Genomic DNA, 18,078 nt, shown 5'->3' with positions numbered 1-18,078 from the left:
TGTGGTGAAAGTAGAGCTTTCACTTCGTTACGTTTCCCTATTAACACTCAGCCTCGATGGCAAATCAAGCTTTCATTGAATTGAAAAGTGCCATCAGACTCCCTGAAGCAGCCAAAACCCTTTCGATTCATTTCTTTTTGTGATCTTGCTCAAGATGTGAACACGCTTTTATTTCGTTTCGAACGCCGTACGCCTAGGGTAAAGAAAGAAATCGAAAGCAATGCATCTTGTTCAGGCCAAGAGGAAGAGGGAAATGAAATCAATGCTGGATCTGGTCGCACAACACAAGCAGGGGGAACAGGTCGGGATCTACGCCGTCTGCTCCGCCCATCCGCTGGTACTGGAGGCGGCCCTGCGACTGGCGGCGCAAGGAGACCAGCTGCTGCTGGTCGAGGCCACTTCCAATCAGGTGGATCAATTTGGCGGCTACACCGGCATGACACCGGCCGATTTTCGCGACCTGCTGCACCGGCTCGCCGCCGAGTGCCGCTTTCCCGTGCAGCGGCTGGTACTGGGTGGGGATCACCTCGGCCCCAACCGCTGGCAGAGCGAACCCGCCGAACAGGCCATGGCCCACGCCGAGGATCTCGTCGCCAGCTATGTTGCGGCCGGCTTCAAGAAGATCCACCTCGACTGCAGCATGCCCTGCCAGGGGGATCCGGTGCCGCTGACCGACGAGTTGGTGGCGGCGCGCGCCGCCCGGCTGGCAAACGTGGCCGAGCAGACCGCCACAGAGCAGTTTGGCCACAGCGACCTGGTCTATGTGATTGGCACCGAAGTGCCGGTACCGGGCGGTGCCCACGAAGAGCTGGCCGAGCTGGCGGTCACCACGCCGGAGGCGGCGCACCACACCCTGGTCGCCCACCAGCAGGCCTTCGAGCAGGCCGGACTGGCCCGGCTCTGGCCACGGGTGATCGGTCTGGTGGTGCAGCCCGGCGTGGAGTTCGACCACACCCACGTCATCGACTACCGCCCCGAGCGGGCCGCCCCCTTGAGCCGGATGATCGAGGCCTATCCCCATCTGGTATTCGAGGCCCACTCCACCGATTACCAGACCCCGGACGCCTACCGCCAGCTGGTGCGCGATCACTTCGCCATCCTCAAGGTCGGCCCGGCCCTCACCTTTGCCCTGCGCGAGGCGCTGTTTGCCCTCGCCGCCATCGAGGAAGAACTGGTGGTGGCCAAGGCCTGCTCGGGTCTGCGCCAGGTGCTGGAAGAGACCATGCTGGATCGCCCCGACTTCTGGCGCAGCCACTATCAGGGCAGCCCCAACGAGTGCCGGCTGGCCCGTGGCTACAGCTACTCCGATCGCATTCGCTACTACTGGCCCGACAGCCGGGTCGATGACTGTTACGCCCGGCTGCTGGCCAACCTGGCCGCCGAACCCATTCCCCTGCCGCTGCTCAGCCAGCACCTGCCGCTGCAATACCGCAAGGTGCGCCAGGGCTCACTCTCGGCCAATCCCCATGACCTCATTCTCGATCAGGTGCAGGAGGTGCTGCGCCAATACGCGGCGGCCTGCAGCGACGCCCCCGCCAGCCACTCCCGGCTGACCCCGGTTGTATAAGGAGTTGTAGAGATGATCCTTGGTTATCCAGAAGAGACGCTGCGGTCGGCCAACGGCCTGGCCACCGCCCGTGAAATTCTCCAGCAACCCGCCACCTGGCGGGAGACCCTCACCATAGTGGAGGAGTGCCGCGCCACCATAGAGCACTTCCTGCTGCCCCTGCTGTCACGGGGCAACCTGCGGGTGATCCTGACCGGAGCCGGCACCTCCGCCTTTGCCGGCCGCGCCCTCGCCCCCTATCTCAGTGCCCGCCTCAACGGCCGTTTCGAGGCGATCGCCACCACCGACATCGTCACCGATCCGGGCGAATACCTGGCACAGGACTGCCCGACCCTGCTCATCTCCTTCGCCCGCTCCGGCAACAGCCCGGAGAGCGTGGCGGCGGTCGAGCTGGCCAGCCAGCTGCTGAGCGAGTGCCACCACCTGGTGTTGACCTGCAACGGTGAGGGGGAGCTCTATCGCCGCTGCCAGAAGGATGCTCGCTCCCTGGCGCTGCTGATGCCGCCCCAGACCCATGACCGCAGCTTTGCCATGACCAGCAGCCTCACCAGCATGATGCTGAGCTGCCTGGCGGTATTCCTGCCGCGCCAGTTCAACCCGATCGCCAGCCAGCCGCTCATCGCGCTGGGGGATGCCATCCTGCCCCAGGCCGAACTGAAGGTGCCCGAGTGGGATCGGCCGTTGCCGGAGCGGGTCATCTACCTTGGCAGTGGCAGCCTGCAAGGGGTGGCCCAGGAGGCGGCCCTCAAGCTGCTGGAGCTCACCGCCGGCCAGGTGATGGCCATGCACGACTCCCCCACCGGCTTTCGCCACGGGCCCAAGTCGGCCATCAATCGGCAAACCCTGATCGTGCTGATGGTGTCCAACGATCCCTATACCCGCCAGTACGATCTGGACCTGCTCGGCGAGCTGCGCCAGGACGGCCATGCCGCCCGGGTGGTCGCCCTGGCCGACCGGCCGGATCCGCTCATCAGCGCCGGCGAACATATCTACCTGCCCACCCCCCTCAACGGTGACGACGCCGAACTGGCGCTCTGCTACCTGCTCTACGCCCAGTACTACGCCTTCCACACCGCGCTGGTGCTGGGCATCACCCCGGACAACCCCTGCCCGAGCGGGCGGGTCAACCGGGTCGTGCAGGGGGTCAACATCTATCCGTTCAACCAGCAAGGAGGCGTCTGATGCCGAACATAGTGCTGAGCCGTATCGACGAGCGCCTGATCCACGGTCAGGTCGGTGTGCAATGGGTCGGCTTCGCCGGCGCCAATCTGGTGCTGGTCGCCAATGACGAAGTCGCAGAGGACCCCATCCAGCAGAACCTGATGGAGATGGTGCTGGCAGAGGGCATCGCAGTGCGCTTCTGGCCGCTGCAGAAGGTGATCGACAACATCGGCAAGGCCGCCGATCGCCAGAAGATCCTGCTGGTGTGCAAGAGTCCGGCGGACTTTCGCACCCTGGTGGAGGGCGGGGTGCCCATCCCCCGCATCAACGTCGGCAACATGCACTACGCCGACGGCAAGCGTCAGATCCACAAGACGGTATCGGTGGACGAGTCGGACATAGCGGCGTTTCGCGCCCTGCAGGACGCCCACGTCGCCTGCTTTGTCCAGGGGGTGCCGACCGAACCGGCACAGGACATTTTCAACCTCATCTGATTAAGGACAATTGTGATGGAAATCAGTTTGTTGCAAGGGCTCTTGCTGGGCATGCTGGCGTTCTTCGCCGGGCTTGACCTGTTCAACGGCCTGACCCACTTCCACCGGCCCGTGGTACTGGGCCCGCTGGTGGGCCTGATCCTCGGCGACCTGCCCACCGGCATTCTGGTGGGCGGCACCCTGGAGCTGGTCTGGATGGGGCTGGCCCCGCTGGCGGGGGCGCAGCCGCCCAACGTCATCATCGGCACCATAGTCGGCGCCACCTTCGCCATCACCACCGGGGTCAAGCCGGATGTGGCGGTCGGGGTCGCGGTACCGTTCGCGGTGGCGGTCCAGATGGGGATCACCTTCCTCTTCTCGGTGATGTCGGGGGTCATGTCCCGCTGCGACCGGATGGCGGAACAGGGGGATGTGCGCGGCATCGAACGGGTCAACTACCTGGCGCTGCTGGCGCTCGGCTCCTTCTACTTCCTGTGCGCCTTTCTGCCCACCTACTTCGGGGCCGAACACGCCAAGACCGCCATCGACGTGCTGCCCGCCCGCCTCATCGACGGCCTCGGCGTCGCCGGCGGCATCATGCCCGCCATCGGCTTCGCCGTGCTGCTCAAGATCATGATGAAGAACGTCTACATCCCCTACTTCATCCTCGGTTTCGTTGCCGCCGCCTGGCTCAAGCTGCCGGTGCTGGCCATCGCCGCGGCCGCCCTGGCCATGGCTCTGATCGATTTCATGCGCAAGGACCCGGCGCCACAAGCCCGCCCCATCCAGGAGGAAACTGAAGATGGCATCTAACAACACCGCCACCCGGCTGACCCAGGCGGCCGAGCCGCAACCGACCCGCACCGTCTCCGATGACGTCTACGAAGATCAGCAACTGGGTGCCGAGCTGACCCGCCAGGACATCAACCGCTTCGCCTGGCGCTCCCTGCTGCTGCAGGCCTCCTTCAACTACGAGCGGATGCAGGCCTCCGGCTGGCTCTATGGCCTGCTGCCGGCCCTGCAGAAGATCCACACCAACCCCAAGGATCTCCCCCGGGCGATGAAGGGGCATATGGGCTTTTTCAACACCCACCCCTTCCTGGTCACCTTCGTGATGGGGATTGTGCTGGCGATGGAGCGCTCCAAGCAGAACGTCAACAGCATCCAGAGCACCAAGATCGCGGTCGGCGCCCCGCTCGGCGGGATCGGCGATGCCATGTTCTGGCTCACCCTGCTGCCCATCTGCGGCGGCATCGGCGCTGACCTGGCGCTGCAGGGTTCCATCATGGGAGCTGTGGTCTTCTTCCTGCTGTTCAACCTGGTGCACTTCGGCCTGCGCTTCGGGCTGGCGCACTACGCCTACCGCATGGGGGTGGCCGCCATTCCGCTCATCAAGGCCAACACCCGCAAGGTGGGCCATGCCGCCTCCATCGTCGGCATGACGGTGATCGGCGCCCTGGTCGCCACCTATGTGCGACTCGGCACCACCCTGGAGATCACCGCCGGCGATGCGGTGGTGAAGCTGCAGGCGGACGTGCTCGACAAGCTGATGCCCGCCTTCCTGCCGCTGCTCTACACCCTGGCCATGTATGGGCTGATCCGCCGCGGCTGGAGTCCGCTGCGCCTCATCGTCATCACGGTCGTACTCGGCATCGTCGGCAAGTTTGCAGGCTTCCTCTAATCCGGTGCCGGCACCAGGCCGGCCCTTTGCTGTAAAGGAACAGGTTATGTTGGGCATCATCATTTGCGGACACGGCGGCTTCGCCAGCGGCATGGAACAGGCCATGTTGCAGATCCTCGGCGAGCAGGAGGCGGTGGTCGCCATCGACTTTCCCGAGTCCTCCACCACGGCACTGCTGCAGGATCAGTGCGAAACCGCCCTGACTCAGGTGGAGCGAGGGGATGGCGTGGTCTTTCTGACCGACCTGCTGGGGGGAACCCCGTTTCGGGTCGCCTCCACCCTGGCGCTGCGCCAACCCGGGCGGGAGGTGGTCACCGGCACCAATCTGCAGCTGCTGCTGGAGATGGTGATGGAGCGCGGCGAGCTGACCCCGTCCCAGTTTCGTGAACAGGCGCTGTGCTGCGGTCATCGCGGCCTAACCAGCCTGGTGGACGAGCTGGCGCGCGAGCGGGCCGAGACGCTGGCCGAGGAGGGGATCTAGATGGCAGAGCGGATCCGCGCCCGCCGCCTGCTGACCGAGCAGGGCTGGCTGACACACCAGGTACTGACCCATGAAGGGGGCGTCATCACCGCCATCAGCCCCATCCCGGCCGACGACCCGGTGCGGGAGGTCGAGCTGCTGGTGCCCGCCCTCATCGATGGCCACGTCCACGGCGGGGCCGGCGTCGACGTGATGGATGAGGCGGCCGACGCCCTGGCCCGCCTCACCCTTGCCAAGGCGGCAGAAGGGGTGGGCGCCTTCCTCGCCACCACGGTCACCGCCCCGCTGCCCGCCATCCTCAGCACCCTGGGTCGCATCGCCGATGCCATGGCGAGCCCCCTGCCGGGCGCGCAACTGCTCGGCAGCTATCTGGAGGGGCCCTATTTTACCCCGGACAACAAGGGCGCCCATGATCCGGCCCTGTTCCGGGAGCTGGATCTGGCGGAGCTCGACCGGCTGCAACAGGTGGCGCGAGGTACCCTGAAGGTTATCGCCCTCGCCCCCGAGAAGGCCGGGGCGCTGGCCGCCATCCGTCATCTCAAGCAGGCCGGCATCCGGGTGATGCTGGGTCACTCCGCCGCCGACCACGACACCACCATGGCGGCGCTGGCGGCGGGGGCCTCCGGTCTGGTGCACTGCTTCAACGGCATGCGCGGCCTGCACCACAGAGACCCCGGCATGGTCGGTGCAGGGCTGGTGTATCCCGGTGCCTGGCTGGAGCTCATCGCTGACGGCCACCACGTCCATCCGAGCGTGCTCAGACTCTGTCACTGCTGCGCCAGGGATCGCCTGCTGCTCATCACGGATGCCATGCGCGCCGCCGGCATGCCGGACGGTCACTACCTGCTCGGCGACTACCGGGTGGAGATGAAGGATGGGGTGGTGCGCACCGACACCGGCGGCCTGGCGGGCAGCACCCTCACCCTGCTCGGCGCCGTGCGCAACATGGTGCAGCTGGCCGGCGTGCCGCTGGAGGAGGCCATCCGCATGGCTTCGCTGGCACCGGCCCGGATGCTGGGAATGGAACATCGCCTCGGCTCGCTGGCCGTCGGCAAGCAGGCCAACCTGCTCGCCCTGACCGAGGAACTCAATCAACAACATATCTGGGTGGCGGGCCGAGAGATCCTCCCCGCCCCTGCCCCGCTCTCTTTCCCTGAAGCTGGTGCCCGCCAGGGTGCCAAGGAGTCCTCATGTATCTGATCTCGTCCCACGAAATGCTTAAAGATGCCCAGCGCCGCGGCTATGCGGTGCCGGCCTTCAACATCCACAACCTGGAGACCGTCGAGGTGGTGGCTCGCACCGCCGCCAAGCTGAACTCCCCGGTGATCCTGGCCGCCACGCCGGGTACCTACCGCCACGCCGGGGTCGAGTACCTGGTCTCCATCTGTGCCTCGGCTGCCCATCAGTACCGCATCCCGCTGGTACTGCATCTGGACCACCACGAGGATGAGCAGGATATCCACTACAAGGTCGAGGCCGGCATTCACTCCGCCATGATCGATGCCTCCCACCTGCCGTTCGAGGAGAACGTCGCCAAGGTGCAGCGGGTCGTCACCTTCTGCCACCGCCTGGGGGCAAGCGTGGAGGCCGAACTGGGCCAGCTCGGCGGCCAGGAGGATGACCTCATCGTGGACGCCGCCAACGCCCATCTGACCGACCCGGACAAGGCGGCCGAGTTCGTGGCGCGCACCGGCATCGACTCCCTGGCCATCGCCATCGGCACGGCCCACGGCCTCTACAAGGAGGAGCCGCGCCTCGACTTCGAGCGCCTCGCCGCCATCCGGGCCAGGGTAGCGGTGCCGCTGGTGCTGCACGGCGCCTCCGGCATTCCCGACTGGGACGTGCGCCGCTGCATCGAGCTCGGGGTGTGCAAGGTCAACGTGGCCACCGAGCTCAAGATCGCCTTCTCCGACGCCATGAAGGCGTTCCTGGCCTCCCACCCCGACGCCAGCGACCCGCGCCAGTATCTGGTGCCCGCCATGGCCGCCATGGAGGAGGTGGTCGCCGCCAAGATCCGCATGTGTATGAGCGACGGCAAACTCTGAACATCGCAGAAGGCAGTGCAAGTCTGACCGCCACCGACCTTTCCATCATACCGCAACAAAAAGGGACGCCGTGGCGTCCCTTTTTCTTCGTGTCGCGGGGCCCAACCCCTGCCGACAGATCAGATCCCCTGACGGGCTTCCTGCATCAGCAGGCGCATGTCGCTGACCGCCTTGGCCAGGCCGTCGAAGGCGGCGCGGCCGATGATGGCGTGGCCGATGTTGAGCTCATAGAGCTCGGGGATGGCGGCGATGGCCTTGACGTTGTGGTAGTGCAGGCCGTGGCCGGCATTGACCTTCAAGCCCTTGCCGGCGGCATAGGAGGCACCGGCGGCGATGCGCTTGAACTCGGCGTTGCGCTCGGCATCCGTGGTGGCATCGGCGTAGCGACCGGTGTGGATCTCGATGAAGGGGGCACCGCTCGCGGCGGCCGCATCGATCTGGATGGGGTCGGCATCGATGAAGAGCGACACCTGGGCACCGACGGCGGCCAGACGGGTCACCGCATCGGTCACCTTGTCCAGCTGACCGGCCACGTCCAGACCGCCCTCGGTGGTCACTTCGGTGCGCTTCTCCGGCACCAGACAGACGAAGTGAGGCTTGATGCGGCAGGCGATGCCGATCATCTCTTCGGTCACCGCCATCTCCAGGTTCATTCTGGTCTGGATGGTCTGGCGCAGGATCTCCACATCGCGGTCGGTGATGTGGCGGCGATCTTCACGCAGATGCACGGTAATGCCATCAGCCCCGGCCTGCTCGGCCACGAAGGCGGCCTGTACCGGATCCGGATACTGGGTGCCCCGGGCGTTGCGCAGGGTGGCGATATGGTCGATGTTCACACCCAGATAGATTTCACTCATTGAGAACTCCTTGAAAGGCTTCATCTGTTGACTGCGCGGTCAGCGAATCACCCCGCGCCAATATCCGTATGTCTGTAATCTGTGTCAGCCTTGCATGCTGGCTTTGCGTTTTAAAAACAGCTCCCGGCTCTTCAACTGACGCCGCCCCAGATAGGGTTGCAGCGCCAGCCGGCTGAAACGTTTGGCCGCCTGCAGCAAGGGAGGGGTATCGAATCGCCCCTCGGAAAAGGCCAGCAGGTGCGCGCCGAGAAACAGGGTACGGGGATCCGGCGCCCGCTCGCAAGCGACAAAGCCCAACTCCCGCTCGAAGCCGTAGAGCAGGTTCGGCTCGATGGGCGACTCGTCATCCGCCGTGTACTCGAAGTCCACCGCATAACCCAGCGCCTGCAGCAGCAGGAACTCGAAGCGGCGCAGCGGCAGCTCCGGCGTCTCGCCGTCGGCCAGCGCCATGATGGCGCGGGCATAGGCATCGAACACCTCGGGGAAGGGGGTGTGCGCTTCCAGCAGGTAGTAGACCAGCTCGTTGAGATAGAGGCCGTAGAAGAGGCGATCGCCACCGAGACGCAGGGAGTGATCCGGGCACTCGACCTGGGTGAGATTCTTGAGATCCCCCTTGCCACGCCAGGCGATGGTGAGCAGGGTAAAGGGCTGCAACAGCCCCTTCAGAGGCGAGCGTGGCCCGCGAGAACCGCGAGCCACCAGGGTAAAACGGCCACTATCCTGGGTGAAAACCTCGACCAGCTGGCTGGTCTCCCGATAGGGCCGACTGTGAATGACGAAAGCCGGGGTCAGCAATCAGTCGTCGCCATAGCCGAGACTGCGCAGGGCGCGCTCGTCGTCGGCCCAGCCGGACTTGACCTTGACCCACAGCTCGAGGTGCACCTTGTTCTGGAACAGCCGTTCCATGTCGATGCGGGCCTCGGTGCCGATGGTCTTGATCTTCTCGCCCTTGTTGCCGATGACCATCTTCTTCTGGCCTTCGCGCTCCACCAGGATCAGGCCGTGGATGTGGTAGAGACCGTTCTCTTCCACCTTGAAGCGCTCGATCTCCACCGTCACCGAGTAGGGCAGCTCCTCACCGGTGAAGCGCATCAGCTTCTCGCGGATGATTTCGGAGGCCATGAAGCGGGAGGAGCGATCGGTTACGTAATCTTCCGGGAAGAAGTGGACGTTTTCCGGCAGCAGATCCTTGGCCCACTCGCGGATCTTCTCCACGTTGGTGCCCTTCTCGGCACTGATGGGCAGGATGTGGGAAAAGTTCATCTGCTGGCCCAGCCACTCCAGGTGCGGCAGCAAATCCTCTTTCTCTTTGACGTTGTCGATCTTGTTGACCGCCAGCACCACGGGACACTTGAGGTTGCGCAGTTTGCCCAGCACCATCTCGTCGTCCTTGGTCCAGTGGGTGCCGTCGACCACGAACACCACCATGGCCACGTCCCCCAGCGAACTGGTGGCGGCGCGGTTCATCAGGCGGTTGATGGCCCGTTTCTCTTCAATGTGCAGACCCGGGGTATCCACGTAGATGGTCTGATAGTTCTCCTCGGTGTCGATCCCCAGGATCCGGTGACGGGTAGTCTGGGGTTTCTTCGAGGTGATGCTGACCTTCTGGCCAAGCAGCTTGTTGAGCAGGGTGGACTTGCCCACGTTGGGGCGGCCCACGATGGCGACAAAGCCGCAATAAGTGCTATCTGTCATGACAGTTTTTCCAATGCTTGCTGCGCCGCGGCCTGTTCGGCCTTGCGGCGGCTGGTGCCGACCCCGACCAACGGACCATCCAGACCTTCCACCTCACACTGGACGGTGAACTCCTGGTTGTGGGCTTCGCCCTTGACGTTGGTCACTGTGTAGGTCGGCAGGGATTTGCGGCTTCCCTGCAGAATTTCTTGCAGACGGGTCTTGGGATCCTTCTGCTCTATGCCCGGCTTGATCTCGTCCAGGCGACTGGCGTACCAGCCCAGCAGCAGAGTCCGTACAGTCTCAAGATTGGTATCCAGATAGACGGCACCGATCACCGCCTCGACCGTGTCGGCCAGAATGGATTCACGGCGAAAACCGCCGCTTTTCAGCTCGCCCGGCCCCAGGATCAGGTGATCCCCGAGGTCGAACTCCCGGCCCAGTTCGGCCAGGGTCTTCTCGCGCACCAGGGTGGCGCGCATCCGGCTGAGATCCCCTTCCGCCGCCTGCGGGAAGCGGTGGAACAGATCGTCGGCAATCACCAGACTCAAAATGGAGTCACCCAGAAATTCCAGTCGCTCGTTGTGACGGGAGCCGGCGCTGCGGTGAGTCAGCGCCCGGGTCAGCAGTTCTTGATCCTGAAAGACATGCCCGAGACGGGACTGCAGTCTGTTCATCTTGATGTTCATTTACTTGATTCCGCCAATGCGGTTGAAGCGCACCCCTGTCGGTACCCAGCTCGGCAGCAGGGAGCCTTCTTCGCGCTCGAATTCAAAACTTATCCAGATAGCGACCGCCTTGCCCACCAGGTTCTGCTCGGGCACAAAGCCCCAGAAGCGGCTGTCGGTACTGTTGTCACGGTTGTCGCCCATGACGAAGTACTGACCTTCCGGTACGACCCACTCGTCGGGGTAGGTGCCGGGCTGGCGGTAGTAACGGCCGACCATATCGGGCATCAGCGGGTTGCGCAGGGTCTCGTGAGACACCTCGCCCAGCTGCTCGGTATAGCGGTCAAGCGGGATCCCCATCTGGGTAAATTCACCCCTTTGTTCAAACTTGACGTCGAGCTTCTGGAAGCCCGGGCACGTTTTCCCTTCCTGCTCCTCGCACTTGGGCCGGATCATCAGCTCCTTGTTGCGATAGATGACCCGATCCCCCGGCATGCCGACTACGCGCTTGATGTAGTCCACCCGGGTATCCAGCGGATACTTGAACACCACCACGTCGCCGCGCTTGGGTTCACCGGTCTCGAGGAACTTGGTGTTGGTCACCGGATCCTTGAGGCCGTAGGCAAACTTCTCCACCAGGATGAAATCGCCCACCAGCAGGGTAGGCATCATGGAACCAGACGGGATCTGGAACGGTTCGAAGATGAAGGAGCGCAGGATCAGTACGAGGGTGATGACCGGGAAGACCCCGGCGGTCTGTTCGATCCAGACCGGCACGGGGGCCACCTTGGCCAGGGTTTTCTCGTCCAGATGGGCGCCGCCGTGGGCACGGGCCACGGCAATCTTGGCGGCCCGCTGCTTGGACCAGATCATCTTGTCCAGACACCAGATAACACCGGTGATCGCGCAGACCACCACCAGGATCAGGGAAAACGTGCTTGCCATCTATTAATCCTTTCCGACGTGGAGAATTGCGAGGAAGGCTTCCTGCGGCACGTCGACACGGCCCAGAGACTTCATCCGTTTCTTGCCTTCTTTCTGCTTGTTCAGCAGCTTCTTCTTACGACTCACGTCACCACCGTAACACTTGGCGGTCACGTCCTTGCGCAGGGCCTTGACGGTGCTACGAGCGATGATCTGGTTGCCGATGGCAGCCTGGATGGCGATATCGAACATCTGGCGCGGGATCAGCTCGCGCATCTTCTCCACCACCTGGCGACCGCGATACTGGGCGTTCTCCTTGTGGGTGATGATGGCCAGGGCGTCGACCCGCTCGCCGTTAATCATGATGTCCAGACGGACCATGTCGGAGGTTTCGAAACGCTTGAAGCCGTAATCCAGCGAGGCGTAACCGCGGCTGGTGGACTTGAGGCGGTCGAAGAAATCAAGCACCACTTCCGCCATCGGGATCTCATAGGTCAGTGCCACCTGCTTGCCGTGGTAGACCATGTTGGTCTGCACGCCACGCTTCTCGATACAGAGGGTGATCACGTTGCCCATGTACTCCTGCGGCAGCAGAATGTGACACTCGGCGATGGGCTCACGCATCTCCTTGATGCTGGTGATGGCGGGCATCTGGGCCGGGCTGTCGATGTGGATGGTGGTACCGTCGGTCTGCTCGATCTGGTAGACCACGGTCGGCGCAGTAGTGATCAGATCCAGATCGTACTCACGCTCCAGCCGCTCCTGGATGATCTCCATGTGCAGCATGCCGAGGAAGCCGCAACGGAAGCCGAAGCCCAGCGCGGTGGAACTCTCCGGCTCGTAGAACAGGGAGGCGTCGTTGAGCGACAGCTTCTCCAGTGCATCGCGGAAGGACTCGTAGTCATCGCTGGAGATGGGGAACAGACCGGCATAAACCTGCGGCTTCACCTTCTTGAAGCCGGCCAGCGCCTTCTCGGCACCGTGTTTGGCCAGGGTCAGGGTATCGCCCACCGGCGCGCCGTGGATGTCCTTGATGCCGCAGACGACCCAACCTACCTCGCCGCAGCCCAGACCGTCGGTATCCACCTGCTTGGGTGTGAAGATACCGATGCGATCGACACCCCAGGTCTGGCCGGTGCTCATTACCTTGATCTTGTCATTCTTCTTGAGCGAACCGTTCTTGATCCGCACCAAGGAGACGACGCCCAGATAAGAGTCGAACCAGGAGTCGATGATCAGCGCCTGCAGCGGGGCATCCGGATCCCCTTCCGGAGACGGGATCTTGGCCACGATCTCTTCCAGCACCAGATCGACACCGAGGCCGGTCTTGGCGGAGCAGCGCACCGCGTCAACCGCGTCGATACCGACGATGTCCTCAATCTCTTCGGCAACCCGCTCTGGCTCGGCGGCCGGCAGGTCGATCTTGTTCAGCACCGGCACCACTTCCAGGTCCATTTCCATGGCGGTGTAGCAGTTGGCCAGAGTCTGTGCCTCAACCCCCTGGCCGGCATCCACCACCAGCAGTGCCCCTTCACAGGCCGCCAACGAGCGGGAGACCTCGTAGGAGAAGTCCACGTGGCCCGGGGTGTCGATAAAGTTCAGCTGGTAGGTGTTACCGTCTTGTGCCTGGTAGTTCAGGGTCACACTCTGTGCTTTGATGGTAATGCCGCGCTCGCGCTCCAGTTCCATGGAGTCAAGCACCTGAGCCTGCATCTCGCGGTCGGACAGGCCGCCACAAGTCTGGATCAGACGGTCCGACAGGGTCGATTTACCGTGGTCGATGTGCGCAATAATCGAAAAGTTACGAATGTGTTTCATCGAGCAAGAATCACTCAAAATTAGGTTAGGGCCGGATATGGAGGCAGGATTTTACTGGATAACCCGGTCGACGGCCAATCTTTAGTCGACGAAGCACCAGAAATAGCGGCCTGCACGGTCAGGAGAGGTGGCGGGTGGGCAAGACCACACCCAGCATGCGGGGACCATAGGCCCCCTGATCGAGCCGGTTGGAAAAGTAACGAACCAGTGAAAAACCGACGAGGCCCCCCAGCAGGCAGCAGAGGATGGTGACCCCCTCCCCCGCAGAGAGCAGGGGGGCCAGCCAGAGTTGCCCCAGCAGGGCCCCCGCCAGCAGACAGAACAGTGGCAGCACATAGACCAGCGCGGCCCCCTGCAGGATGCTCGCCTGGGGAATGCCGAGCCTCACCTGCTGGCCGACGCTCACCTCGGCGGTGAGCGCCACCCGCAGTCGCTGCGCTTTCAATGGAAACGCCTTGGCCACCGTGCCGGTGCCGCAGCTGGACTGTTGATGACAACCGCTGCAGGCGGAGCGTCGTTCGCACTCCACCCAGGCATGTTCTCCATCAATGGCCACCACGGTCGCCAGCTCTTCGCTCATTCCACTCACAAGACGGTTCCACAATAACGAAAGATAAATTGACCCAATCTGAACACGACTGCCGGCCTTGGGCAAGCAGCCGCGTCTGACGGCTTACTGTACGGCCTCGTTGCGGGCCAGCGGCTGCACCGATTCGGCAATCCGCTTGGCGGTGTCGGCCGGCACTTCCCCGACCACGGTTATCTCGACCCCCACGTCATTGACGAAGCTCACCAGCGAGGTGGCGCCCTGGCGGATCAGCTGCTGGCGCACCGCCTGCTTGGGATCGACCCGGGCCACGTAGACCGAGAGATCCACCAGCCCGTCGGAGAGCATCATGTAATCCACCGGCAAACTGGTAGTCACCAGCTGGTGACGATCCCGGGAGAGCACCTTGAAGCCTTCAGGCAGCCAGGTGAGGTGCCAGTTCAGCTGCTGCTGCGGCGCCGGATAGGCATCTTCCAGCGCCAGTGCCTGGGGCAGCTTGCTGCTGGCCAGCTTCACCAGCCAGGGGGCCGGCGCAGGGAGCCGGTCCAGATCCACCCCCAACACCTGTTCGACCAGGTTGCCTTCCCGATCCACCATGTCCACCCGCAGCAACAGGCTGCTCTGCTCGTCAATCCAGAGCACGAAGCCGTACTTGTCGGCCTCCTTGGGCACCAGCCGAACCACCTGTGCCACCAGCCCGGCAGCCCGGCTGCGGCCGGCCAGCACAGGATCATAACTCTCCAGCACCCGCGGCAACGGCATTCTCACCAAGGTGGCCCACACGCCGGGGAAACGCGCCCCCTTGAGGGTGTAGGGTTCATGGGTATTTTCAAAAAAGGTGTACTCGTCCTGGCGCTGCAGGTACTCGATGGTCTTGCCATCGAGGTAGCTGAGGTGAGCCACCTCCTTGCCATCGATCACGCCGTGGCTGAAGCGGATAGGCTCGAGTCGCCCCTGCCGGGCCTTGACCATGGACAATTCGAAATTCTGTTGCGAGACGGCACTCTGCATCTGCTGCAACAAGGCCTCGGCCGACTTGTCGTCGGCCGAGGCCTTGGCACTGATCAACAGGAGAGAGGCCAGCAAAATACGGCTGGACTGGCGCACGTTCTGATCCCTAATCCGTTATTCCTGAATCTGCTTGTCTTGCAGCAGACGCTGTTGCAACTGGTGGTCGCGCAGGAAAGCGTTGATGCGCTCGCGCTGCTCCTGCATCTGCTGTTCGCTCAACCCCTGCTGACGCTGGGTCGCACGATTGCCGTCCTGCGGATAGTGCACGCTCACCGGCGAGGCACTGCCACCAACGGGGATAGTGTTGAGTACCGGGTTGGTCGGCACACCGTCCTGCCCCTGATACTGCTGTACCCCGAAGATGACGGCGGCAGCGACCGAGGCGGCGATGGCGTATTGCCCTACCTGCTGGCCGGCACGGCGCAGGAACGGCACTATCGTGGCGGTCTTGGCGCTACCCGACTGTGGTGCGGCAGGTTTGCTCTCCACCGGCTTGGGCGCCAGTATGGTGGGTTCATCTTCCAGCGCAGCCATGATGCTGTCGCTCAGATCCAGTTGCAGATTGACCGGCAGGTCCCCCCGCATGGCATCACCAATCAGGTGGTAACGAGACCAGGTCTCTTGCAGAGCCGGATCCGTTCCCAGCTCGTTCAGAACCTCAACATCGCTCAAGTCACCGTCCATCAGGGCCGAGAGTTGCTCTTTATTTGCCATAAGTTAACCTGTCTTTCCCCAGTTAATTCTCGATCAGAGGTTGCAGCCTTTTATCGATTGCTTCCCTCGCCCGGAAGATGCGGGATCTCACCGTACCCACCGGACAATCCATGATTTCGGCAATCTCTTCGTAGCTCAGCCCTTCCAGTTCGCGAAGGGTGATAGCTGTCCTCAAGTCTTCCGGCAAAGCTTCTATGGCAGAAAACACGGTGCGCTTGATCTCGTCGGTCAGCGTCAGGTTTTCCGGGGTGGCCACCTCTTGCAAGGCTTCGCCACCGCCATAGTATTCTGCCTCTTCCGCCTCTACATCACTGCTGGGCGGCCTGCGCCCCTGAGAGGTCAGATAATTCTTGGCCGTGTTCACGGCAATCCGGTACAACCAGGTGTAAAAGGCGCTCTCGCCACGGAATGTCGGCAGCGCGCGGTAAGCCTTGATGAAAGCCTCCTGCGCCACATCCGGTACATCGCCCGGATTGTTGACATACCTGGCCACCAGGTTGACCACCTTGTGCTGGTATTTTTTTACCAACAGGTTGAATGCATTTTTATCGCCACGCTGGACCCGTTCAACCAGCTGTTCGTCCAGTAGATTCTGGTCGCTCATCAGAGCCGTAAAACCCCCATCAGGTTATCGTTTTTCTTTTCCGGCCCTTCCTAAGCGCACAAGTTCAGACAGGAGGAATCAGGGAAAGTTCGCTTGCATTGAAAAAAATGTGACGCAGGCTGCATCACCACCCTCGCTTGGGCTACCATGGTGCCAGTTCTTAATCCAGGCCAATGATACTTATGAAAGCAAGTGTTGAATACCTTTGCGACGTACTGATCATTGGCAGCGGTGCCGCCGGTTTGTCTCTCGCGTTGCGATTGGCAGACCAGGCCAAAGTCCTGGTTCTGAGCAAGGGGCCCATCAGTGAAGGGGCCACTTTCTATGCGCAAGGAGGCATCGCTGCCGTGTTCGACGAGACCGACAGCATCGAATCCCACGTGAGCGACACGCTCAACGCCGGGGCCGGGTTGTGTGACCCGGCCGTGGTGGAGTTCACCGCCCGCAACGCCCGCGACTCCATCCAGTGGCTGATCCAGCAGGGGGTCCCCTTCGATCAGGAGGAGGACGCCGAAGGGGAGTCCCACTATCACCTGACCCGCGAAGGGGGCCACAGCCATCGCCGCATCTTCCACGCGGCCGATGCCACCGGCAAGGCGGTGCAGCTCACCCTGATCGACCAGGTGCGGGCTCACCCCAACATCCAGCTGATGGAGCGCTTCAACGCGGTCGATCTCATCACCACCCGCAAGCTGGGTCTGCCGGGCAACCGGGTACTGGGCGCCTATGTCTGGAACCGCAACGCCGAGCAGGTCGAGGTGATCCGCGCCCGTTTCGTGGCGCTGGCCACCGGTGGCGCCTCCAAGGTGTACCAGTACACCTCCAACCCGGACGTCAGCTCCGGTGACGGCATCGCTATGGCGTGGCGCGCCGGCTGCCGGGTGGCGAACCTGGAGTTCAACCAGTTCCACCCCACCAGCCTGTTCCACCCCGATGACCCCAACTTCCTGCTGACCGAAGCCCTGCGCGGCGAGGGGGCCTATCTGCGCCGCCCCGACGGCAGCCGCTTCATGCCCGACTTCGACGAGCGGGCCGAGCTGGCACCGCGAGACATAGTCGCCCGCGCCATCGACCACGAGATGAAGCGGCTCGGCGCCGACTGCATGTATCTGGACATCAGCCACAAGCCGGCCGATTTCATCATCAAGCACTTCCCGACCATCCATGAGCGCTGCCTCGCGGTCGGCATCGACATCACCAAGGAGGCGATGCCCATCGTCCCTGCCGCCCACTACACCTGCGGTGGCGTGATGATCGACAACAACGGCCAGACCGACATTCCTGGCCTCTACGCCATCGGCGAGGTGACCTACACCGGGCTGCACGGCGCCAACCGGATGGCCTCCAACTCCCTGCTCGAATGCGTGGTCTATGCCCATCAGGCGGGGGCAGACATCCTGGCCAAGCTGCCGATGAGCGTGGAGCCGCCCCGTCTGCCGATGTGGGACGAGAGCAAGGTGGAAGATTCAGATGAACTGGTGGTGATCCAGCACAACTGGCACGAGCTGCGGCTGATGATGTGGGACTACGTGGGGATAGTGCGTACCAACAAACGCCTGGCCCGCGCCAAGCGCCGCATCGACCTGCTCAAGCAGGAGGTGCAGGAGTACTACGCCAACTTCCGAGTCTCCAACAACCTGCTGGAGCTGCGCAACCTGCTGCAGGTGGCCGAGCTCATCGTCAACTGCGCCCTGCAGCGCAAGGAGTCGCGCGGCCTGCACTATAACCTGGACTACCCGGACATGCAGCCGGACTCCAAGCCAACCGTGCTGACGCCTGAGCGGGACTAACTTCAGCAGCAAGCAACAAGCAATAACACCAAGATGACCTCGCTCCGGCGGGGTCATCTGTTT

At 63.1% G+C, this 18,078-nt stretch carries 19 protein-coding genes; 9 read left to right on the top strand and 10 right to left on the bottom strand.

The genetic code is table 11. From position 1 onward, the window contains the following. Positions 1–253: 253 nt before the first annotated feature. From kbaZ to AB5Y98_RS10395, 8 genes are read left to right on the top strand one after another with little or no spacing between them, the layout of a single operon-like run. Positions 254–1,567, top strand: coding sequence for a tagatose-bisphosphate aldolase subunit KbaZ (gene kbaZ / locus AB5Y98_RS10430; RefSeq protein ID WP_368231865.1), 1,314 nt, complete (start codon positions 254–256; stop codon positions 1,565–1,567). Positions 1,568–1,579: 12 nt separating this feature from the next. Continuing rightward, entirely contained in the window at positions 1,580–2,749 is a 1,170-nt protein-coding gene (locus AB5Y98_RS10425; RefSeq protein ID WP_099360075.1) for an SIS domain-containing protein, read from the top strand. Next, positions 2,749–3,222 carry a PTS N-acetylgalactosamine transporter subunit IIB gene (gene agaV / locus AB5Y98_RS10420; RefSeq protein ID WP_005309404.1) on the top strand — a complete coding sequence of 158 codons (474 nt, stop codon included), beginning with the start codon at positions 2,749–2,751 and terminating at the stop codon, positions 3,220–3,222. The genes AB5Y98_RS10425 and agaV overlap by 1 nt, the downstream gene beginning before the upstream one ends. Before the next feature lie 15 nt (positions 3,223–3,237). Next, positions 3,238–4,014 carry a PTS N-acetylgalactosamine transporter subunit IIC gene (gene agaW / locus AB5Y98_RS10415; RefSeq protein ID WP_011704758.1) on the top strand — a complete coding sequence of 259 codons (777 nt, stop codon included), beginning with the start codon at positions 3,238–3,240 and terminating at the stop codon, positions 4,012–4,014. Continuing rightward, positions 4,004–4,882 carry a PTS N-acetylgalactosamine transporter subunit IID gene (gene agaE, locus AB5Y98_RS10410; RefSeq protein ID WP_368231864.1) on the top strand — a complete coding sequence of 293 codons (879 nt, stop codon included), beginning with the start codon at positions 4,004–4,006 and terminating at the stop codon, positions 4,880–4,882. Before agaW ends, agaE begins: the two co-directional genes overlap by 11 nt. A gap of 46 nt (positions 4,883–4,928) precedes the next feature. Then, on the top strand, positions 4,929–5,363 hold the full coding sequence (gene agaF, locus AB5Y98_RS10405) for a PTS galactosamine/N-acetylgalactosamine transporter subunit IIA (RefSeq protein WP_010635027.1): 435 nt from the start codon (positions 4,929–4,931) through the stop codon (positions 5,361–5,363). Beyond that, a complete protein-coding gene (gene nagA, locus AB5Y98_RS10400; protein WP_368231863.1) occupies positions 5,364–6,563 on the top strand; it encodes an N-acetylglucosamine-6-phosphate deacetylase in 1,200 nt (399 codons plus the stop codon). Beyond that, the gene (locus AB5Y98_RS10395; protein ID WP_010635029.1) at positions 6,554–7,408 is read left to right on the top strand and encodes a tagatose bisphosphate family class II aldolase; all 855 of its coding nucleotides are present in this window, start codon (positions 6,554–6,556) and stop codon (positions 7,406–7,408) included. The genes nagA and AB5Y98_RS10395 overlap by 10 nt, the downstream gene beginning before the upstream one ends. Positions 7,409–7,527: 119 nt before the next feature. On the opposite strand, the gene pdxJ is transcribed toward AB5Y98_RS10395, so the two are convergent. The 10 genes from pdxJ to rpoE all read right to left on the bottom strand — a co-directional run bounded on the left by pdxJ (position 7,528) and on the right by rpoE (position 16,225). Further along, positions 7,528–8,265 (bottom strand): pyridoxine 5'-phosphate synthase, encoded by a 738-nt coding sequence (gene pdxJ, locus AB5Y98_RS10390; protein WP_017786468.1) that lies wholly within the window; start codon positions 8,263–8,265, stop codon positions 7,528–7,530. Positions 8,266–8,349: 84 nt separating this feature from the next. Next, positions 8,350–9,060: a DNA repair protein RecO gene (gene recO, locus AB5Y98_RS10385; RefSeq protein WP_368231862.1), complete on the bottom strand. Its 711-nt coding sequence runs from the start codon at positions 9,058–9,060 to the stop codon at positions 8,350–8,352. Then, complete coding sequence (gene era, locus AB5Y98_RS10380; RefSeq protein WP_005309385.1) at positions 9,061–9,960, bottom strand: GTPase Era; 900 nt, start codon at positions 9,958–9,960, stop codon at positions 9,061–9,063. Next, positions 9,957–10,628: a ribonuclease III gene (rnc, locus tag AB5Y98_RS10375; protein WP_005309383.1), complete on the bottom strand. Its 672-nt coding sequence runs from the start codon at positions 10,626–10,628 to the stop codon at positions 9,957–9,959. The genes era and rnc overlap by 4 nt, the downstream gene beginning before the upstream one ends. Continuing rightward, entirely contained in the window at positions 10,629–11,552 is a 924-nt protein-coding gene (lepB, locus tag AB5Y98_RS10370; RefSeq protein ID WP_005309381.1) for a signal peptidase I, read from the bottom strand. A 3-nt stretch (positions 11,553–11,555) separates the two neighbouring features. Further along, a complete protein-coding gene (gene lepA, locus AB5Y98_RS10365) occupies positions 11,556–13,349 on the bottom strand; it encodes a translation elongation factor 4 (RefSeq protein WP_005309379.1) in 1,794 nt (597 codons plus the stop codon). A 118-nt stretch (positions 13,350–13,467) separates the two neighbouring features. Continuing rightward, a complete protein-coding gene (locus tag AB5Y98_RS10360) occupies positions 13,468–13,929 on the bottom strand; it encodes a SoxR reducing system RseC family protein (RefSeq protein WP_010635032.1) in 462 nt (153 codons plus the stop codon). A gap of 93 nt (positions 13,930–14,022) precedes the next feature. Then, positions 14,023–15,003, bottom strand: coding sequence for a MucB/RseB C-terminal domain-containing protein (locus tag AB5Y98_RS10355; protein ID WP_010635033.1), 981 nt, complete (start codon positions 15,001–15,003; stop codon positions 14,023–14,025). An 18-nt stretch (positions 15,004–15,021) separates the two neighbouring features. Further along, a complete protein-coding gene (locus tag AB5Y98_RS10350; protein WP_195879564.1) occupies positions 15,022–15,621 on the bottom strand; it encodes an RseA family anti-sigma factor in 600 nt (199 codons plus the stop codon). Between the two features lie 22 nt (positions 15,622–15,643). Beyond that, entirely contained in the window at positions 15,644–16,225 is a 582-nt protein-coding gene (rpoE, locus tag AB5Y98_RS10345) for an RNA polymerase sigma factor RpoE (protein WP_073348921.1), read from the bottom strand. 182 nt (positions 16,226–16,407) lie between these two features. On the opposite strand from rpoE, the gene nadB reads away from it, so the two are divergent. Next, the gene (gene nadB, locus AB5Y98_RS10340; protein ID WP_065017315.1) at positions 16,408–18,015 is read left to right on the top strand and encodes an L-aspartate oxidase; all 1,608 of its coding nucleotides are present in this window, start codon (positions 16,408–16,410) and stop codon (positions 18,013–18,015) included. The last annotated feature ends 63 nt before the right edge of the window (positions 18,016–18,078 follow it).

It is taken from the genome of Aeromonas sp. s3 (assembly GCF_040907805.1).
GTDB lineage: Bacteria > Pseudomonadota > Gammaproteobacteria > Enterobacterales > Aeromonadaceae > Aeromonas > Aeromonas dhakensis.
The sequence above is the reverse complement of the archived record's forward strand: the minus strand, read 5'-3'. Positions and strand labels throughout refer to the sequence as shown.